The sequence below is a fragment of the Pseudomonas sp. URIL14HWK12:I12 genome (genome assembly GCF_003097135.1).
Classification (GTDB): Bacteria; Pseudomonadota; Gammaproteobacteria; order Pseudomonadales; family Pseudomonadaceae; genus Aquipseudomonas.
Genome location: NZ_QEQL01000005.1, coordinates 165,078 through 183,240 on the forward strand (window position 1 = coordinate 165,078; position 18,163 = coordinate 183,240).

Here is an 18,163-nt window from a genome sequence, read left to right on the forward strand (position 1 = left end):
GCAGGGCACCCGTATACAACAGGCAATGACGGTTGGTTCACGAAGCTTTCACCTATCAGAGTTATCAGGCGCTGTCGATATATGGTGGGGCCATCGCTTTGCGTATACTGCATGCCATGTTCGCCCAGACTGCCTTCCGACTGCGCCACGCATTGTGGCTGCTCGCAACCGGTCTCCTTCTGATGCTCAGCGGCTGCGTGGATAAACCCAGCACCCTTGAGCGCGTCAAGGAGGATGGCGTGCTGCGCGTGATTACACGCAACAGCCCTGCCACCTATTTCCAGGACAAAAACGGCGAGACCGGTTTCGAGTACGAGCTGGTAAAGCGCTTTGCCGACGAGCTTGGCGTGAAGCTCGAGATCAGCACCGCCGACAACCTCGACGACATCTTCTCGCAATTGGGCAAGCCCGGCGGCCCGGTGCTGGCAGCGGCAGGCCTGGTGAGCACGCAAAACCGCACCCACGATGCGCGCTTCTCTCACCCCTACCTCGAAGTGACCCCGCAGATCATCTACCGCAACGGCCAGGCCCGGCCCACGGAGCCAAAAGACCTGATCGGCAAAAAGATCATGGTGCTCAAGGGCAGCAGCCACGCCGAGCAGATGGCCGACCTCAAGCAGCAGTTCCCTGACATCCAGTACGAGGAATCCGACCAGGTCGAGGTGGTCGACTTGCTGCGCATGGTTGACGAGGGCCAGATCGACTACACCCTCGTCGACTCCAACGAGGTAGCCATGAACCAGGTCTACTTCCCCAACGTGCGCGTGGCCTTCGACCTGGGCGATGCCCGCGACCAGCGCTGGGCAGTGGCGCCCGGGGAAGACAACAGCCTGCTGAACGCGATCGACGCTTTCATTGACCAGGCGCGTAAGAACGGCACCCTGCAGCGCCTCAAGGATCGCTACTATGGCCACGTCGACGTGCTCGGCTACGTCGGCGCCTACACCTTCGCCCAGCACCTTCAGGAACGCCTGCCCAAATTCGAGAAGCACTTCCAGAACTACGCGCGCGAACAGAAGCTCGACTGGAAGATCCTCGCTGCCATCGGTTATCAGGAATCGATGTGGCAGGCTACCGTCACCTCCAAGACGGGCGTTCGGGGCTTGATGATGCTTACCCAGAACACGGCGCAGGCCATGGGCGTGGCCAACCGCCTCGACCCCCGCCAGAGCATCATGGGGGGCGCCAAGTATTTCGCTTCGATGATCGATCAGGTCGACGACAGCGTGAAGGAGCCCGACCGGACCTGGTTCGCCCTGGCCGCTTACAACATCGGCACCGCCCACCTTGAAGACGCACGCAAGATGGCCCAGAGCGAGGGCCTGAACCCTGACAAGTGGCTCGACGTGAAGAAGATGCTGCCGCGCCTCTCACAGAAGAAGTGGTACAGCAAGACCCGCTACGGCTATGCCCGCGGCGGTGAAACCGTGCACTTCGTGGCCAACGTGCGACGTTATTATGACATCCTCAACTGGGTGACCCAGCCTCAGCTCGAAGGCAACCAGGTGGCCGATGGCAAGCTGCACGTACCGGGTGTCGACAAGACCAAGCCCGAGCCCGGGGCTTCCCAGCTCTGACTGGCGTTAACCCGCTAACTCAACCGCCTGCCCTGCCCCGTTCATCCTCGTAGCCCCCTTTACGAGGATACCGAAATGATCCTGAATTCCCCCGCACAAACGGCCCTGCACCAACTGGCGGCGGCGGTGGTACCTGCCTGCCCGGACCTTCGCCAGCAGGTGCATGATCTCGCCTGCGCCTTCCTGCAGCAGCACGGCATCACCGGCCTGGCGCCTGAAAGCATCCACTGGCATCGCTTCACCGACCTGGTAAGCGATGCCAGCGCCTTCAGCGGCTGGGCGCACTACCAGCAGCCTGTGCAATCGCTGAGCCTGGTGCAATTGGTGATGCACCGTTTCAACAGCAACGACCAGGACGCCACTGACGACCTCGACACCACCAGCGGCTTCTACACCCAAGGCCCCGGTGCGCAGTGCTATGACAGCAGCAACGAAGTCCAGCTGTTGCCCAGTACCCTGCTGACCTGGTTGTGGAAGATCGACTTCAAGGCCGACTTTCTGCGCAAGGTGACAGCGTTCTGGGAAAACCATCGCGACCACTACCGCATACTGGCCAAGGCACACTTCCTCGGCCAGGTGCTGGAGGAACGCCAGGCTGGCGCGCTCAGCGACGCCGATACACAGTGGCTGCTCAGGGCTGTGGCCAACACCGCCAGCGCCCCCTTGACGCTGCCCATGCTCGAACAATCCCAGGCCGCACCTCACGACGCCCGGTTATACCTGCTGCGCATTGGTGATTGTGTTTCCGCCGATATCCTCTGCGCTGAAACGCCCGCGGGCGAGCATTTCGTCTGGATGCCTGGCGAGGTGAGCCCACTCCAGAAATTCAGCTCGCTCCAGGCGTTGCACTGGTGGCTGCTGATTCAGAACAAAGACGCCGAACCCCGCGCGCGGTTCATGCTGCATTTTCCGCTGAGCACCTACCAGGAAGGTGCCAGTAGCGGCTTGAACACGCTGATCGACTTGTTGTATTCGACCTGGGGCCAAGCAGACAGCTCGCTGATCCACCACCCCGAAGACCGGCTGCATGCCGATGCGTTCAGCACCTTGGCCGACCGCGCGCGGCTGAGGATGCTCGCCGACGCCCAAACCGTGTTGCACAGCAATGCCGAGCAACGCGAGAAGATGTGGCTGAGCTACCTGGGTGCCTTCAATCAAGTGTTCGGCCCCATGGCCGCCTTGGACTGGCCGATAGCCTTGGCGGTCGTCGGCGCAGGCCTTGCCAGTGTGGGCTTGAGCATTGACCAGGCGGTGAACGCCCCCACCCATGCAGAGCGCAAGGCGGCCGTGATCGGCGCGATCATCAACAGCATCGACGTGCTGTTCAATGCCTCCTACCTGTGGGGGGCATGGGCTGGCGCACCGGTAGCCGAAGGCAATGCAGAGCATCAGCTTGCGCAGCCCCCGCTGCTCGTGGCGGCCGAGCCTGCGCTGCAAACACCACGCGACCTGCTGCCCGGCCCAGAACATCTGCCACCGGGCCCACTGTACATCGGCGACGATCAGGCCTTGTCGCGATTGCAGGCCAACGTGCTGCTGGATGCGTACAGCCCTGCAACCGAAGGGGTGAGCAAAGGCATCTATGCCCTTCCAGATGGCCAGACCTACGCGATGGTAAACGGTGAGGCCTATGCGGTGCGCTATGTTCGCGAGTTGCACAGCTGGGTGGTCGTCGACCCGTCCAATCCGGCCTCCTTCCACCACAGCGCGCCGCTACGCCTGGCTGCCGACGGGCAATGGGCACTGGCACCTCGGCCAGGCCTCAAAGGCGGTGGCAGGCTCGACCAACTGCTCCCATGGATTCGCCACCGCAGGCCCGCGCCGGTAGTCCCCCGCGTGACATTGCCCTACGACCTGCCGGCGGCATACGAATCGGAACTGGCCGATATCATGACCATCCCCGGAGATCGAAGGCTGGAAGGCTACGTCAGCGACCTGCGCAACAGCTCGGACATCGCGACCGCTTACACTGACGCGCAAGACCGCCTGGCAGCGGACGCCAAGGCGTATCTGACGCCCTCGGCAGCTCGTGCCCACGTCGAATTACCGATATTCCCAGCGCATACCTCGCCCAAGCAGATCATTCGCGAGATCTTCACCCGCAGCCGCGGCCTGGTGATCGGCGAAGCACACTGGGCGCGGGCACCCAAGCAGTTGTTGGTCGAACAGATGGACCGGTTCGCCAAGGAGGGCGTAGAGACGCTGTATATGGAGCATCTGCTCAGTGATGCCCACCAGGCTGACCTGGACCACTTCACCCAGACCGGAGACATGCCCGCCAAGCTACGGCGTTACCTGGAGGTGCTGGACCAGGGGCAACGCACCGATCCGAAAGGCCAATACACGTTCACCGCAGTCATCAAGGCAGCACAGAAGAGCGGCATACGCGTCAGGGCATTGGACTGCGCCGCCAGCTACCGCGTGCACATCAACCCCTTCGACGACTCACAGACGCTGCGCCAGCAGTTGATGAACTACTACGCGCACCAGGTGATTACCAGCGAACCGGAAGCTGGCAAATGGGTCGCGCTGATGGGTAATTCTCACAGTGACAACTATCTGGGCGTGCCTGGGGTGGCAGACTTGGAGGGCGTGCCGAGCATTCGCGCCGAAGACGTGCCGCCCGGTACTCCTGGAGGGTTCAGCGCCGACCCAGGCAGGTTGGTGCCTCAGGAAAGCGGCCCGGCCATACTGCTCAAGAGCGACCTACGCTTCCGGGCCAGCTACAGCAGCTTGACACCATCGCGCCTGCCCCCGCCGCTACCGGAGCAGGCACTTGCTCAGCCGGGGCAGTTCATGCTGCTGCAGGATGGCCCGCACTTGCAGATCATCCACCGCAGCCGGGCGGGCGAGCTTGTCTACACGCCGGTCGAAAAACAGGGGCGCTTCTATACCTTGCAACGCCCACAATGGCCGCAGATCAGCGGGCGGCAGTACGATGGGCTCGATAATCTGCTGGTGGCGCTGCGGTTGCGCGGGCTGCAACGGGTGCTGTAGCGGCTGAAGGCGGGCAGGCCTACGCGCCCTCGCGCCGGCGCTTGAAAAACTCGCTGAGCACCTGCCCGCACTGTTCAGCGAGGACGCCGCCTTCAAGCGCCGGGCGATGGTTGAGAAACATCTGGTCGAAGAACCGCCCTTGGCTGTGTGCGACGCCAGCCTTGGGCTCACTGGCCCCGAACACCACCCTTGCGATACGCGAATGCACGATCAGCCCTGCACACATGCTGCAGGGCTCAAGCGTCACATACAGCGTAGTGCCGGGCAGGCGGTAGTTGCCCAATGCGCTGGCTGCATCACGGATAGCCACCATCTCGGCGTGCGCGCTGGGGTCGCTACGGCTGATCGGGCAGTTGAAGCCCTTCCCCAACACTTCGCCGTCACGCACCAGCACCGCACCTACCGGCACCTCGCCCAGTGCCGCACCCTCACAGGCAAGCTCCAGAGCAAGGTGCATGAAGTCGGCATCGCGGGAGCGATCGATGATCAAAGGGCGGCGCATGTCACTACCTCAATTGGGGAGGCCGCGATTATCCGCCACCCTGCCGACTCAGGGAATCACTCGCTGCGCCCGCAAGCAAGTGAACAGGTCCAGGAAGCTTGCGCGGGTGTCCCGGTAACCCATGAAGCCCAGGTCGCGGCTCTTGGTCATGTCGTTCAGGCATTCGATCTCACGGCCCAGGTCCGCATCGGAGTGCCACCAGGAAGCGAGCTTGTCTACGTCGGCCTGCACCAGGCCGTGCTGCTCGGCCAAGGCTTTCCACTGTGCAGGTGCCTCGGCTTTGAGGCGCGGCTCCAGTGGCATGGGCTGCTCCGGGTAAGGCGCCGCCTCCAGCTCGAAGAACGCCGCGATCTCACCCCACAGCCAGCGCCAGCGGAACACGTCGCCGTTGACGGTATTGAACGCCTGGTTGCGAGCAGCGGGGGCCAGCGCGGCCCATTCCATCTGCTCGGCAAGCAAGCCGGCATCGGTGACGTCGGTCAAGCCGTCCCACTGGGTGCGCGAGCCGGGAAACACGAACGGCGCGCCTGTAGCCTTGCACAGCGAGGCGTAGACGGCCAGCGTCAAGCCCATGTTCATGGCATTGGTGCCCTTGGCCTGGCCGATCATCGAATGCGAGCGGTGCACGCTCCAGCCAAAGCCGTGCTTCTCGGCTGCAGCGAAGAGGATGTCTTCCAGGGTGTAGTAGAAGTTCGCCGCTGGCAGGCGCGGTTCACTTTCACGGAACGGCGTTTCGGCTCGGCCGGTGCCGTATTCCTCGAACGAACCCAGATAGTGCTTGGTACCGGTCACCAGTGCCATATGCTGCAACGGCGCCTCAGCCAGGCCCTGGCAGAGGTTTTCCATCATCGCACCGTTGGCTTTGACGTTCTCCGCCTCGCTGTCGCGGCGGGTCCAGGTGCAGAAGAACACGTGCGTGATCGGCAAGCCGGTGAGCGCCTGGCGGGTGCCCTGGGCATCGAGCAGATCGGCCTTGACCGGGATCACACCGTCCTGCGGCACCGGATTGCGCGCCAGCCCGTAGACCGCCCAACCCCGTGCGACCAATGTATTGGCCAGGTTGTGGCCGGAAATGCCGGTAACGCCGACGATAAGGGCAGTGCCTTTGCGCATGGGTGCTCTCCAGATATTCAAAGTAGTGCTACAGCCTATTGCAGAAAACCCCGCGTATTTCCGCTATAAAGGCAGCAGACTCATGAACTGATTTCACGAATTTTGCCATGAACCCTTCTGAACGCCTCAAAGGCATCGATGTTTTCGTGCAGGTCATCCAGGGTGGCAGCTTCGCAGCGGCGGCCGAACGGCTGAACCTAAGCCCTTCGGCAGTGAGCAAAGGCGTCACTCGGCTGGAACAACGCCTAGGGGTGCAGTTGCTGCGCCGCACGACTCGGCGCCTGGCGCTGACTGACGAAGGCACCGCTTTCTATCACACCTGCATTGCGGTGCTGGGCGAGTTGGAACAGGCCGAGGTGAACATGCGCCAGCAGGCGCAAGCGCCCGCTGGGCGCGTGCGCATCGACCTCCCCGCCTCGTTCGGCCGCCTTCACGTGGTGCCGTTGATCCTGGAGGTCGCAGCACGCTACCCAGCCATGCAAGTGGACATCTCCTTTTCGGATCGCTTCATCGACCCGGTGCAGGAAGAGGTCGACCTGCTGGTGCGCGTGGGCGGGCCCGACGCCTGGCCGGCAGCAGTCGGCCACCTCTACCTGGGGGCGCAACGCCAGGTGTTCTGCGCCTCGCCGGGCTATTTGGCCGCGCAGGGCTCGCCCCAGAGCGCTGCCGACCTTGCCCAGCACCGCTGCATCTGCTTCCGCCAGGCCGATGGCCAGACCAGCCCCTGGTTGTTCCGGGGCGAGCAGGTTGGCGATGTGGAGCGCAGCGCAATGCGTGCCAGCGTCATTTTAGGGGACGGCGAAGCGCAGGTCGCTGCCGCGCTGGCGGGCCACGGTATCGCGCAACTTCCGCTCTGGCTCGTCAACCCGCACCTTGCGGCGGGCACTTTGTGCCTGGTCTTGCCGGGCATGGCGGTCGACGGCCTGCCGATCAACCTGGCCTGGCTCAAACGCCGCGAACACCTGCCCAAGGTCCAGGTGTTGCTCGAACACCTGGGCAAGCACCTCAAGGTGCACGGCGGCGGCTGATCACGCCACCTCGATGGCGGCCATCAGCCCGGTTTCCATGTGGTCGATCACATGGCAGTGAAACATCCACGTACCCGGGTTATCAGCCACCAACGCCACCTGGGCACGTTCGTTACGGCCCAGTAGAAAGGTGTCGGTGAAATAAGGGGTAATTTTGCGCTTGTTCGAGGCGATCACCTTGAAGCTCATACCGTGCAGGTGAATGGGGTGCTGATACTGAGTGAGGTTACGCAGCTCGAAAATATAGGTTCGGCCCAAGCGCAGCCGCGCGATGGGGCGCTCGGCGCAGGTTTTGTCGTCTATGTCCCATGCCTGGCCGTTGACCTGCCACAGGCTGGGCGCGCTGGCCTGGGCGGCTAAAAGTGACGGTTTGGCGGCCCATTCGAAGTTGAACGGCACGATTTCTGCGTTGGCCAGGTCAGGCTCGGGCAGTGGATTGCGCGGCAACCGAGGCGGCCATAGCTGGCCGCCCCCAGTGGCCGCAATGACCTTGAAGGTACCCAGCCGCATCGGGCCATCGCGCAGGGCGATTTCACCGCCCTCGGCGCCAGGGCGCAGCGCCAGGCAAAGGCGCATGCCCGGGCCGAGCCAGTAGTCTTCCAGCAGCGGCACGGGCTCGACGGGATTGCCGTCGATGGCGTAGATCCGTGCTTCGGCATCCCCCTTGAGATTGATGCGGTAGGTGGCGGTGTTGTCCAGGTTGAGCAAGCGCACCCGGGTGACCTCCCCTGCCGGAACCTCCACCACGCCCAATGGTACCCCGTTGACACTCGACAGCCGCCCCAGCGTGCCATTTCGCGCCGCCTCTCGCGGGATGCTGAACGGCAGGAAAGCACCCTGCTCGTCCACATGCCAGTTCTTCAGGCTCACAGTGCGCTCATGTACAAACCCTGTTGGGTCACGCTCTTCGACAATCAACGGCGCCACCAGGCCACGGCCTAGCTGTTCGGCACTGCTCTGGTGCGGGTGATACCAATAACTGCCGGCATCGGGCACACGGAAGCGATAGTCGAAATACTCACCCGGCAGCACCGGCATCTGCGATACGTAAGGCACCCCGTCCATCTCCAGCGGCAGGCGGATGCCGTGCCAGTGCACGGTGCTGGAAACCGGCAGGCGGTTATGGAAGCGCACCCGCAGCCAATCGCCTTGGCGCACCCGCAGTTCGGTGCCGGGGGCGCTGGCGCCGTAGGCCCAGGCGGGGGTTTGATAGCCGTGGACCAATTCGAGGGGAGTAGGTTGGGCGACGAGGTCGTGGTCAAAGCCAGCGGGCGGGGTTTCGCGCCACCACTGCCGGCCCAACGCCCCTATCGCGCCCGCCCCCGCTAGCCCGGCGCCCACGATCATCAATTGCCGGCGGCTGATAGGCATGCGCTGTTCCATTCACTCAAAGCGGGGAAGGATATCCACTGGGAGCTGAATGATTAACAGCTGTACATATGAGGTAACAACAAAGCCTGGACGAACAGGCACGCCGTTGCCGGAACCAGCACAGCGCTACCGGCAGCGGCTTTTCTCACCAGCAGGGACAAGCGCGCGGGTGGTAGGTGTTTGCGAGCGATTTTAGAAAGTGCGGTGTGTTTCGAATACCTGACCTTTGGCCCGGAGGCTATGGAGCGGTAGTCGATTCTCGATCGATCTCCGGGGGCCATTTCACTTTCTCAGCCAGGCGATGGAAAAGGTTGTAAGGGGCGACTTCGTTGGCGTCGCGGGGGGTAGTAAAGGGCGGTAATGCGCAGGGGCCGTGTTGCATGTAGGTGCAGATGTAATTCCAGAGGCTGGCGTCCTGGACGCCGAATCGGAGGGGGAAGCGGTCGATGACCTCATTGGTTCCGGGTTGAACGATAGAGAGCATGATCCCTTCTCCGGAAAATATTCGTCGGTTAGTAATGAAGTATTCGGCACGCACTTGCGCCCAATTGTATACCGCAACATCAACCAAGCACGTTTTCCATGGCACTAGCCAATTTGGGCTAGTGTTGTAGGCGTATATTTTTTGCCTGCGAAAGTTCAAACGGATTGGATTATCTCGCGGGATTGAAATAGTGAATCGCGCGGCCATGGCCGGGCACCAAATAGATAAAACGAGGCTGAGCGATAGGTAAAATACACTTTCCAGATCAGGAGCCTGCCAGCGTTTTGCTATGTCGTAAAAAATGCAGACACTTGCAGTCGTCAACATTATTGCCATCAACCCTACAACTCCTCGCATCACGACAAAGGGCCGACTTATCTCCATATAAACATCAGACATTACGTTTATTTCTAAAAATCCCGAGCACGTATTTCTGACGATATTCTCTGGCGCCAGATCCAGTTTCCAACCACGACAGGGGGGATTCAATTTTGGGAATCTTGAGTTCGAGACAGCCATATTTATACACTCATAACCAGGATTGAATTCGCATAGGCTTTGGGTCAACCGGCTGATCGACCCAATAATCAATCACTATTTCTACGCTGCCTGTTTCAAAGCGGAAATCGAATTCCAGACAGCCAAATATTTTACGAATTATCCTCCCCTTGCCATCCTGAACATCCTCAACCCTAAGGTTATTCAGCGCGCACTCTCTGTCGACTTGCTTTTTAACCGTATCATCTTGGGCCGAATCGCTACGAAAAATTGAATTCCGGTTCGCGTTGTTTTTGCTCAGCGTGTAGATTTCCCATCGACATCGAGACACTCCAATCTTGAAGTTAGGAAGCGTTATCGAATAAACAAGATAACTCACCGGGAGCGTTGTAGGCCCACCACCGATGAGAGGCACAAATCCATTCTGCCTGTATCGCGCAATATCAGTAGTAACGGACAACTCGGCAGATGCTCCGACTAAGGCCACATGGAGCTCGTTGATCATACTGTCCATGTCTAGCGGGACCTGCCACTGCCTCTCTTGGGCAGGCAGCCCCCAATTACACCTACGGACCCATTGCTCCAGCGATGTAGATTCATTTTTTCTGGCAGTCCAGTAAAGTGCATAGGCCACTAGAATCAAGATCAAACCAGAGGCGAGCGGAAACAGTACAATAGCAAATCCAAGTGCATAGCTAGCGAGTATCGCCGAAGACACTCCCGCAGCTAATCCGGCAGCAAAATAAGCGTGAGACGCTTTAACATCCCCCTTCTTTGAAGTCCTGCTGTACCCAATAAAATACTGAACACTGTCTATCGCTCCAGACAGCGATGCTAGAAACCCGCCACTACTGATGATTTTCTCACTCGCGCGCAAAACCCCATGCGTACTTCCCCCCCATACCGAACCGGCCACCTTCAACGCCCCACCCACTGCCTCAACCCCCATTCCAATCACCCCAAGCGTCGCCGACCCGACCGCGGCCACTGCCTCGGCGTGCTCCGGCCCTGACACCCCCTGCAATGCGCTGTAGTTCCTGAGCAAACTGTCCTGCTGAAACCACACCCCGCCCAAGCTCAACAACAACCCCGACTTCCCGGCCCCCATGCCGGCCAGCGCCCGGCGCGTGTCGTCCATCGTGTCGATCGCCAACCCGCGCGCATGCCCCGACGTCAGTTGCTGCTCCTGAACAGTTTTGGCGAGGTGCCCTTGCAACCCGCCACTGCCCAGCGCGACCGTTCGAAAGGTTTCCCCCGCGACAGGTTTGGCCATGGCGCTGAGCCGCATGATCTTGGCTTTGAGTGATTCGGCGCTTTCCAGCGCCCACAGCGTGACATCGATGAACTTGCCATTGGGGTAGGCAATGGCGGCGGTAAACGCTGTGTTCAGCACCGTGGCGCGCAGTTTGTTTTGCAGCGGGTTGCGCAGTTGCTGGTCTAGGTTGTCGGCGAACCTGCGGGTTTGCGTTTGCACGGTGTCGTCGAGCATCCGCAGGTATTCACTCGGCGTGAGCGACACCACCAGTTGGCTCATGTGCAGCCCGGCGTAACGCAGCAACGCGGCGCTGTGGGTGTGGCCGATCAAGTCACGTGTACGCTGGCGCAGGCGCGGGGCGAGGGTGTGTTGGGCGTTGAGAACTGCCGCGAGCAGTTGACCGATGGCGTCCTGCACCGGGCCTGCCATCAGCTTCTTGCCTTCGTCGCTGGTGATGAGGCTTTTGATCGCGTCATAGGCTTTGCCAAGGTCGTCACCGGCCAGGCCTTGCTGGATCAGCTCGATCAGGGGGCGTTGTTTGGCCAGCAGGGCCTGGTAGATGAGGCTGTCGTGGTCTTCCAGGAGGGTCAGCCATAGCTGCTGCGTGGCGCCCGGGGCCTGCCCCTCTGCAAGTAGCTGTTCAGTGGGGCCGCCGGCCAGTACGGCGGCCTGCATGAGAATGAAGGCTTGCATCGAGAGCGCGCAGGCTGGGTCGTAGTCGTGTTCAGCGATCAGCGCGAAGCTGGGGCTTTCGAATTGGGCTTTGTAGGTGCGCCCCAGTGCATCGACGCTGGCCTGCCAGATGTTCAGCTCATGCGCATAGCCGCTTTCGAATGCGGCGCGGGCGCTTTCGTCGTAGCGTTCTTCCAGCCGTGCGATAGCCGCTTTTTGCTGACGGGTAGTCTCGGTCTTTACATTCAACGGCCTAAGGTGATTCTTGTCGCCAGCGATACCCTGATTCCATTTCTCGCGTTCAGGATTCTGCTCTTTAACCTTCTGCTCTGCCTGCTGCGCCGCCGCCCGCAGATAAGCCCCGCGAATTCCCACCAGCGCCTGCGAGGTGAACAACTCAAACTGCCGCTGCGGCTCGCTGCGCCAGGCCTGCATGGCCTGAAACTGCAACAGGCGTTGGGCATTGACCTCCTGCACCACGCCCACGGGGTCCTCCAAAGCCAGCGCCAGCACCCCATTCGGCAGGTTTTCCCGTGCCATCAAGGTGGCGATGTATTCGCGGAACACTTCTTCCGGCCCGAACCGGCGCGAGTAGTAACCGTGCGCGCTGGTGAACGGCAGGTACTGGTCCGCGGCATGCTCCAGCACCTCGCCCAGCTTCATGTCCTCGCCGGTCATGGCGATCCCATGGGCCTGCGGTTGCTGGCGCACACTGGCCAGGTTCAGCTCATGAAAACGCGCACTCAGCGCCGGATCGCCTGCGGCAATGGCCTGTTTGTAGCGGTCCAGTACCGCGCGCGGCCAGGGGTCGTTGGCGAAGGCGACCCAGGCCCTGCTGTAGCGCTGAGTGTCGAAGGTCACGAAGGCGGCCGGCAGCATGTGGTTGTGGCGTACGCAGGCCTCGGCCAGCGGGGCTGGGCGGTCCAGCGGCATCTCCAGCGGCATGAACTGGCGAAGGGTGCCTTGCTCGCTGACCTCGTAGGCCTGCCAGACGCGGGCGTCGAGCAGCACGTACACATAGCCTTGGCGCAGGGTGCGCAGTTGCTCCAAGTGCAGATCGAAGGCCGTAGCGTGCGTGGCGCCCGGGAGCGGCTGGGGCTGGGGGTTGCTGGGGCGCGGCGCGAAGGCCTTGCGCAGCAGCAGCACCGGCAGGCCGGTGCGGCCACAGGCGGCACACTGGCCCTCGGGCAGCGGGTCGGCTTCGCAGAGCAGGGTGTCGAAGTCGAGGGAGCCTTGCATGCTGGCGGGTCCATGGGCTGAGAGAGGGCCGCATGAGAACACGCTGGGGAGTGGGGCAAAATGGGATGAGTTCTGAGTTATGCGCTACGCCATAGCTACGGGATAGGGGAAAGAGCACCTAGCACCTCTGTTCGCAGGCTGACCACTGTGCGGTCGCTTTCAGAAGTGCACCTCGGCCAACAAGGCCTCGATCCTCTGTTCGGTGTGGGCGGTTGCAGCCTTCATCGCGTCGGGCCCGAACACCGTGCCTTCGACACGCACAACCTCAACGTCCGCCAGGCCGATGAAGCTGAGCAGATGCAGCAGGTAGTTGGTCTGGAAGTCGAACGGCGCCCAGGCCCCTTCCGAGAACACACCGCCCGCGGCAGTGACGAGATAAACCTTCTTGCCCGTTAGCAACCCCTTTGGCCCGGTATCGCCATAGCCAAAAGTAACCCCAGGCCATGTCACGTGATCGAACCAAGCCTTAAGCTGAGATGACGGCCCGAAATTAATCATGCCCGACCCCAGCACGATCACATCAGCGGCCTTCAACTCATCCACAAGCTGTTGGGCCACTTGCACGGCCTCCGCCTGTTCAGGCGAGCGCTCATCCGGTGGAGTGACCCGGCCCTGAATGTAAGCCGGCGTAATGTGTGGCGGCGGGTTCGCGGCCAGGTCTCGCACAGTCAGCGAGCCATGGGCGCGGCCCTTGATACCTTCGGCGAGCTGGGTGGCAAAACGAGTGGAAAGGCTTTCGGCGCCACGAGGGCTTGAAGTGATAAGCAGGGTACGTTTCATAAAGGCCACCTGGTATAGAATGAGAACTAGGTAAATTATTTAGCCTAACTTACCTAACCATACCGAGGATGGTAGGGTCACCGCCGTTCCCCCACAAGAAGGCACATTCATGTTACCTGGGCCCACCGAACCATCTGACGCACTGCCTGCTCCTGATGCAGGCGGTTGCCTGGCGACCCGAAAAATCCTTGATCGCATTGGCGACAAATGGACGCTTTATATCGTCGCGACACTCGCCAGTGGGCCGCATCGCTTTAATGAGCTGAAACGGGGCATCAACGGCATTTCCCAGCGAATGCTGACACTGACGTTACGCGGGTTGGAACGCGACGGGCTGGTTACTCGAACGGTGTATCCGAGCATTCCTCCCCGCGTCGATTACGCACTTACCGATCTGGGTAAAACTCTGTTGAAGCCGGTCATGGCGTTGGTCAACTGGGCGAACGACAACCAGTTCGCCATCGCGCAGGCTCAAACGTGTTTTGACGAACAGCCAGAAGACGCGAGCTACGAACGGCGGTAAGCCAGCCTGAGACGGTTCGGGCTTGCAGGGCCTACATATTTCGGTCGATCTGCAGGGTAGCTACGAGTGATAAGGGTGCTGGTAGCGACTGGTGCTACGTAGCGCTATACAGAGCGCAAAGGAAAGAGTGTGATGGCCGATGCTTGCATCGATACTTGGCGCAGCGCCAGAGAAGCACGTTGGAGTGATAGGTAGACCGCTACCCGAACGTGCCAGACCCAAAAAGCCAAAAGCCCGCAATTACGCGGGCTTCAGGGCATTTTTTGCTAGATCGTGCCGGGCAGTGCCGGACGCGGGATCATTCCCACTCTATCATCTACTAAAAAATAAAATTCTTATTTATCAGCAACTTGCATTATTTCAATAGGATAATACCATGCGAAATACCATATCAGACCAACGTAGCTGTGCCTTACTTTTTTATGTGCACAAACTGGCTCAGCCCGAGCCTTCAAGGGGCCAAAGTAGCCGATCTCATCATGCAACGCCCCTGGTGACGAGGACGCACTGGCATGATTGAGGGCTGCGAGACTGAATAAGTCAGATTTGGAAGCTCGACCGGAGCGACGCAGCATGAGACGAGGGGAGCACGAACCACATGCCGAAATGCTGGAGGGATACTGCAAAAATCAAATGACATCGAAGCCCATTTGGAGCACAATGTAGCTACAAAACGCTTGGGGTATGCTATGGCAAGCAGTAACGATGTTGTTCGCGCGCGAATTGACGGACATGTAAAAGAGGAAGCCACGAACGTGTTGGCAGGAATGGGCTTATCCGTTTCAGATGCGATTCGAATGCTGCTCACACGCATTGCAGCCGACAAGGCGCTTCCCTTCGATATCAATCGTGTGCAGGCTCAGCCCAGTATCAGAAAGCAATGAGCCTCTGCCTGTAAAACTCAAAAAAACCAGGGCTAAGGTATTAAGGCATGGATCGCATACAACAACTCAACTACGAAAAGGACTTCCGCATTGCCTTCTTAGAATCTAAGGGGGACGGATTTCAACGCTTGTTCGAGAAGCTGATGTCAAAAGCACATCCCAATAACTTCTTGGCTTGCCGGCCTTGGGGCAATGTCGGGGATCGCAAGAACGACGGATATCTGCCTTCCGCCCGAATCCTTTTTCAGAGTTACGCCCCTAATGAATTAACCGCTTCCGAGGCCATAAAGAAGATCAACGAAGACTTCGAGGGGGCCAAAGAGCATTGGGAAGATTATTTCGATGAGTGGACGTTCGTACACAACGCCCCGGATGGGCGTCTGGGTCCACACATCATTGAGGCCTTGGCCAAACTTGCGCAAGATAACCCACAGATCAAGATCGGGCACTGTGGCTACGAGGAAATGCTGGCGAAGTTCCGTCAGCTAAGCCTTCAGGATCTCGAGTCTTGGTTCGGCCCTTCGTTAACCATGGAAGCAAATGTCAATCTGGGCTTCAGCGATCTGGCTGCTGTGCTCACTCACATCAGCATCACGCCCGTGCCCACGGCAAGCGAGGTCAAGGACGTTACGCGCGGAAAGATCGAAGCAAACCTTCTGTCTCAAGCTGTGGCAGACTTTTTGAAAATTGGTATGCAGAAGTCACCGCTCGTTGCGCAGTTCTTCAATAGCTGGAAAAACCCTACCTACGGTGAGCAGATCGCGCAGGCGTTCAAGAGCGAATACGTGGGACTGCGGGATGGAATTCCTCAGCTCCATCCCGATGAAATATTCGGCCGCCTAGAATCGTGGGCCGGGGGCACGACGAACACCACGCCCTCGCACAAGGCGGCGGTGTTAGCCGTAATGGCATACCTGTTCGACAAGTGCGAAATTTTTGAAGACGCTCAAGCGGTAGGTACTCCATGATTCTGCCATCCAAACATCTGCCGCAGGATCGTGCGCTTCTCACTGTCGGTGCACGTGTACTGACATTCCTAGCACGCCCTAAGACTGTCTCCGCACTTTGGGAGGAACTGAACAGACACAACACAGGCTTGACCGCAACGCCTCGGCGAATCACATACGATTGGTTTTTGCTCTCCCTTGATCTGTTATACGCACTTGGGACTATCGAACTTGAAAGCGGCCTTGTGGCCCGGAGGACAGCGTGATTCATCACATTTTCTGCACGCTGCCTAGCTTCAAGGATCTTGGCGATCTGAAGCCTGGTCTGAATGTGCTGCTCGCCCAAAAAACAAATGGGGCAACCACCAAGCAAACGCGAAATCGTGCCGGCAAAACCAGTTTCGTTGAGTTGGTGCATTTTCTGCTCGGTGCCGATGCCGGACCCGAGTCGATTTTCCGCACCGCCGAGCTGGCCGAACACACCTTCAACATGGATTTCGATCTGAAGTTGGAACGAACAGTCGTCGAGCGCAGTGGTGGCTCCAAGGCTAAAATCTTTGTAACGGTGCCGCCCTCCCCTAAGGTCAAGTTCTCGGCCACCGAGTGGTGCGCGTTCCTCGGCGAGCAAATGTTTGGCCTCAGCAGCCTTGAAGCTGCGGGCAGCAAGCCACCTTCGTTTCGTTCGCTGTTTGCCTACTTTGTGCGCCGACAGGCGAGCGGTGCCTTCATGACGCCAGAAAAGCAGGCTACGATGCAGGGAACTGGCGACATGCAGATGGCGCTGATGTTCCTACTTGGACTGGATTGGCAGATTGCCCGAGACTGGCAAGCTGTACGCGATCGAGAAAAGACCCTCGAAGAGCTGAAGAAGGCGGCTAGCAACGGTGTTTTTGGTTCTATCATTGGCAAAGCCGCTGACTTGCGCACAGAGCTCACCATCCAAGAGGCTCGCCTCAAGAAGCTTCATGCAGAAGTTGAGACTTTTCATGTTTTGCCGGAATACCGGCAACTGGAAGTCGAGAGCGCAACGCTTACCCGCCAGCTCAACGACTTGGCCAACGCCAACACTATCGACTTCTCGGCTATTCGTGATCTGGAGAGCGCCCTCGCCTCCGAGGTTCCGCCGGACCATGAGGACCTTCAAGCTGTCTATCAAGAGGCAGGTATCGTGCTCCCCGGTTTGGTTAAACGTCGCTATGAAGACGTTAAGAGCTTTCACGAATCGGTGGTGCGCAATCGCAAGGACTATCTGTCCAGCGAGCTTGAAGCTGCCAAGCTACGCATAGAGTTGCGTGACAGTAAGAAAGCGCAGCTCGACCAACGGCGCGGCGAAATCCTTGGCATTCTCAAGAGTCATGGTGCGCTCGAACAGTTCCTTAAGCTTCAGGGAGAATTAGGGCGGCTGGAGTCCGAAGTGGAATCGCTGCGGCAACGCTTTGAGGCTGCCGAGCAACTCGAAGGCACCAAGAACGAGTTAGAGATTGAACGCAATCGCCTCACGATCCGCCTGCGGCGTGATTTCGCCGAGCAGAAGGATCGACTGGCGGAAGCCATCGTTGCCTTCGAGGAAATCTCGCAACGCCTCTATGAGTCGGCCGGTAGCATGACGGTCGATGAAACCTCCAACGGACCTATCTTCAAGTTTCCGATGCAGGGACAGCGCAGCAAGGGCATCAAGAACATGCAGATTTTCTGCTTTGATATGATGCTTATGCGCTTATGCGCCAAGCGGCAAGTTGGACCAGGATTCCTGATTCATGACAGCCATCTATTTGACGGCGTTGACGGGCGCCAAGTTATCAGTGCCTTGCGTCTTGGCTCAGAGATCGCCCAAGAGCTTAACTTCCAATACATCGTGACAATGAACGAAGACGACGCCTTTAAGGAAACAATAGATGGCTTCGATCTCAACGATTATGTACTACCCAAACGCTTGACCGATGCTACAGAAGATGGCGGGCTGTTTGGCCTCAGATTTGGATAAACATCCGATTCATGGCGAATGGCTTCGGAGCAATCGCCTGAATACAAGAATTTTTGAAGTCATCGGCAAGCGCTGATCGGATAATGTCGCAAAAACAGAAGACAACAGCATTTCCGGTGAGTCCATGTTCACCGGAAATGCTCTAGCCCTCTGAAATTGATCCTGTTCCGCTGTGCGTCATTCAAGTGTAAGCGTCCAATAAAGTCACCTGCCGGCTCCAACCACAGGGGCGATGTGTCCAGCTCAAAAGTAGGAAGACGCTATCGCCCTAATCTCAGGATCTCTATGCAGGGTTGACAGTACGCTTCG

14 protein-coding genes are annotated in these 18,163 nt (G+C 59.3%); 8 read left to right on the top strand and 6 right to left on the bottom strand.

Annotated features, from left to right (window positions below; genetic code table 11):
* The first annotated feature begins 116 nt into the window (after positions 1–116).
* Both mltF and F474_RS15950 read left to right on the top strand, forming a co-directional pair.
* The gene (gene mltF / locus F474_RS15945; RefSeq protein WP_097086184.1) at positions 117–1,577 is read left to right on the top strand and encodes a membrane-bound lytic murein transglycosylase MltF; all 1,461 of its coding nucleotides are present in this window, start codon (positions 117–119) and stop codon (positions 1,575–1,577) included.
* Positions 1,578–1,652: 75 nt separating this feature from the next.
* Positions 1,653–4,574 (top strand): membrane-targeted effector domain-containing toxin, encoded by a 2,922-nt coding sequence (locus F474_RS15950; RefSeq protein ID WP_097085955.1) that lies wholly within the window; start codon positions 1,653–1,655, stop codon positions 4,572–4,574.
* 19 nt (positions 4,575–4,593) lie between these two features.
* On the opposite strand, the gene tadA is transcribed toward F474_RS15950, so the two are convergent.
* Together tadA and F474_RS15960 are read right to left on the bottom strand one after the other, a co-directional pair.
* Complete coding sequence (gene tadA, locus F474_RS15955; RefSeq protein WP_097085953.1) at positions 4,594–5,076, bottom strand: tRNA adenosine(34) deaminase TadA; 483 nt, start codon at positions 5,074–5,076, stop codon at positions 4,594–4,596.
* Positions 5,077–5,124: 48 nt separating this feature from the next.
* Positions 5,125–6,189 (bottom strand): SDR family oxidoreductase, encoded by a 1,065-nt coding sequence (locus F474_RS15960; protein ID WP_097085951.1) that lies wholly within the window; start codon positions 6,187–6,189, stop codon positions 5,125–5,127.
* Positions 6,190–6,296: 107 nt separating this feature from the next.
* Between F474_RS15960 and F474_RS15965 the strand changes: the two genes are divergently transcribed.
* A complete protein-coding gene (locus F474_RS15965) occupies positions 6,297–7,217 on the top strand; it encodes a LysR family transcriptional regulator (RefSeq protein WP_097085948.1) in 921 nt (306 codons plus the stop codon).
* On the opposite strand, the gene F474_RS15970 is transcribed toward F474_RS15965, so the two are convergent.
* From F474_RS15970 to F474_RS15985, 4 genes are all read right to left on the bottom strand, one after another.
* Complete coding sequence (locus F474_RS15970) at positions 7,218–8,588, bottom strand: multicopper oxidase family protein (protein WP_097085946.1); 1,371 nt, start codon at positions 8,586–8,588, stop codon at positions 7,218–7,220. It lies immediately after the preceding gene.
* Between the two features lie 238 nt (positions 8,589–8,826).
* Complete coding sequence (locus F474_RS23310; protein ID WP_371919430.1) at positions 8,827–9,591, bottom strand: DUF6708 domain-containing protein; 765 nt, start codon at positions 9,589–9,591, stop codon at positions 8,827–8,829.
* A 10-nt stretch (positions 9,592–9,601) separates the two neighbouring features.
* Positions 9,602–12,736, bottom strand: a complete 3,135-nt coding sequence (locus F474_RS15980; RefSeq protein ID WP_097085945.1) for a T6SS effector BTH_I2691 family protein — start codon at positions 12,734–12,736, stop codon at positions 9,602–9,604.
* A gap of 159 nt (positions 12,737–12,895) precedes the next feature.
* Complete coding sequence (locus F474_RS15985; RefSeq protein WP_097085943.1) at positions 12,896–13,516, bottom strand: FMN-dependent NADH-azoreductase; 621 nt, start codon at positions 13,514–13,516, stop codon at positions 12,896–12,898.
* 109 nt (positions 13,517–13,625) lie between these two features.
* Between F474_RS15985 and F474_RS15990 the strand changes: the two genes are divergently transcribed.
* The 5 genes from F474_RS15990 (at position 13,626) to F474_RS16010 (ending at position 17,854) form a co-directional block, all read left to right on the top strand.
* Positions 13,626–14,039 carry a helix-turn-helix domain-containing protein gene (locus F474_RS15990; protein ID WP_097085941.1) on the top strand — a complete coding sequence of 138 codons (414 nt, stop codon included), beginning with the start codon at positions 13,626–13,628 and terminating at the stop codon, positions 14,037–14,039.
* Positions 14,040–14,728: 689 nt separating this feature from the next.
* Positions 14,729–14,923: a type II toxin-antitoxin system RelB/DinJ family antitoxin gene (locus F474_RS15995; protein WP_097085939.1), complete on the top strand. Its 195-nt coding sequence runs from the start codon at positions 14,729–14,731 to the stop codon at positions 14,921–14,923.
* A gap of 47 nt (positions 14,924–14,970) precedes the next feature.
* Positions 14,971–15,891, top strand: coding sequence for an ABC-three component system protein (locus F474_RS16000; protein WP_097085937.1), 921 nt, complete (start codon positions 14,971–14,973; stop codon positions 15,889–15,891).
* Positions 15,888–16,136, top strand: coding sequence for an ABC-three component system middle component 6 (locus tag F474_RS23315; RefSeq protein WP_097085935.1), 249 nt, complete (start codon positions 15,888–15,890; stop codon positions 16,134–16,136). Before F474_RS16000 ends, F474_RS23315 begins: the two co-directional genes overlap by 4 nt.
* Positions 16,133–17,854, top strand: a complete 1,722-nt coding sequence (locus tag F474_RS16010) for an ABC-three component system protein (RefSeq protein WP_097085933.1) — start codon at positions 16,133–16,135, stop codon at positions 17,852–17,854. The genes F474_RS23315 and F474_RS16010 overlap by 4 nt, the downstream gene beginning before the upstream one ends.
* Positions 17,855–18,163 lie beyond the last annotated feature (309 nt).

Bases quoted from the DNA above. Each gene is read 5' to 3' on its own strand.
- mltF (WP_097086184.1), top strand. From the start codon at position 117: ATGTTCGCCCAGACTGCCTTCCGACTGCGCCACGCATTGTGGCTGCTC.
- F474_RS15960 (WP_097085951.1), bottom strand. From the start codon at position 6,189: ATGCGCAAAGGCACTGCCCTTATCGTCGGCGTTACCGGCATTTCCGGC.
- F474_RS15995 (WP_097085939.1), top strand. From the start codon at position 14,729: ATGGCAAGCAGTAACGATGTTGTTCGCGCGCGAATTGACGGACATGTA.
- F474_RS15980 (WP_097085945.1), bottom strand. From the start codon at position 12,736: ATGCAAGGCTCCCTCGACTTCGACACCCTGCTCTGCGAAGCCGACCCG.
- F474_RS15970 (WP_097085946.1), bottom strand. From the start codon at position 8,588: ATGCCTATCAGCCGCCGGCAATTGATGATCGTGGGCGCCGGGCTAGCG.
- F474_RS15950 (WP_097085955.1), top strand. From the start codon at position 1,653: ATGATCCTGAATTCCCCCGCACAAACGGCCCTGCACCAACTGGCGGCG.
- F474_RS23310 (WP_371919430.1), bottom strand. From the start codon at position 9,591: ATGGCTGTCTCGAACTCAAGATTCCCAAAATTGAATCCCCCCTGTCGT.
- F474_RS16000 (WP_097085937.1), top strand. From the start codon at position 14,971: ATGGATCGCATACAACAACTCAACTACGAAAAGGACTTCCGCATTGCC.
- F474_RS15990 (WP_097085941.1), top strand. From the start codon at position 13,626: ATGTTACCTGGGCCCACCGAACCATCTGACGCACTGCCTGCTCCTGAT.
- tadA (WP_097085953.1), bottom strand. From the start codon at position 5,076: ATGCGCCGCCCTTTGATCATCGATCGCTCCCGCGATGCCGACTTCATG.
- F474_RS15965 (WP_097085948.1), top strand. From the start codon at position 6,297: ATGAACCCTTCTGAACGCCTCAAAGGCATCGATGTTTTCGTGCAGGTC.
- F474_RS15985 (WP_097085943.1), bottom strand. From the start codon at position 13,516: ATGAAACGTACCCTGCTTATCACTTCAAGCCCTCGTGGCGCCGAAAGC.
- F474_RS23315 (WP_097085935.1), top strand. From the start codon at position 15,888: ATGATTCTGCCATCCAAACATCTGCCGCAGGATCGTGCGCTTCTCACT.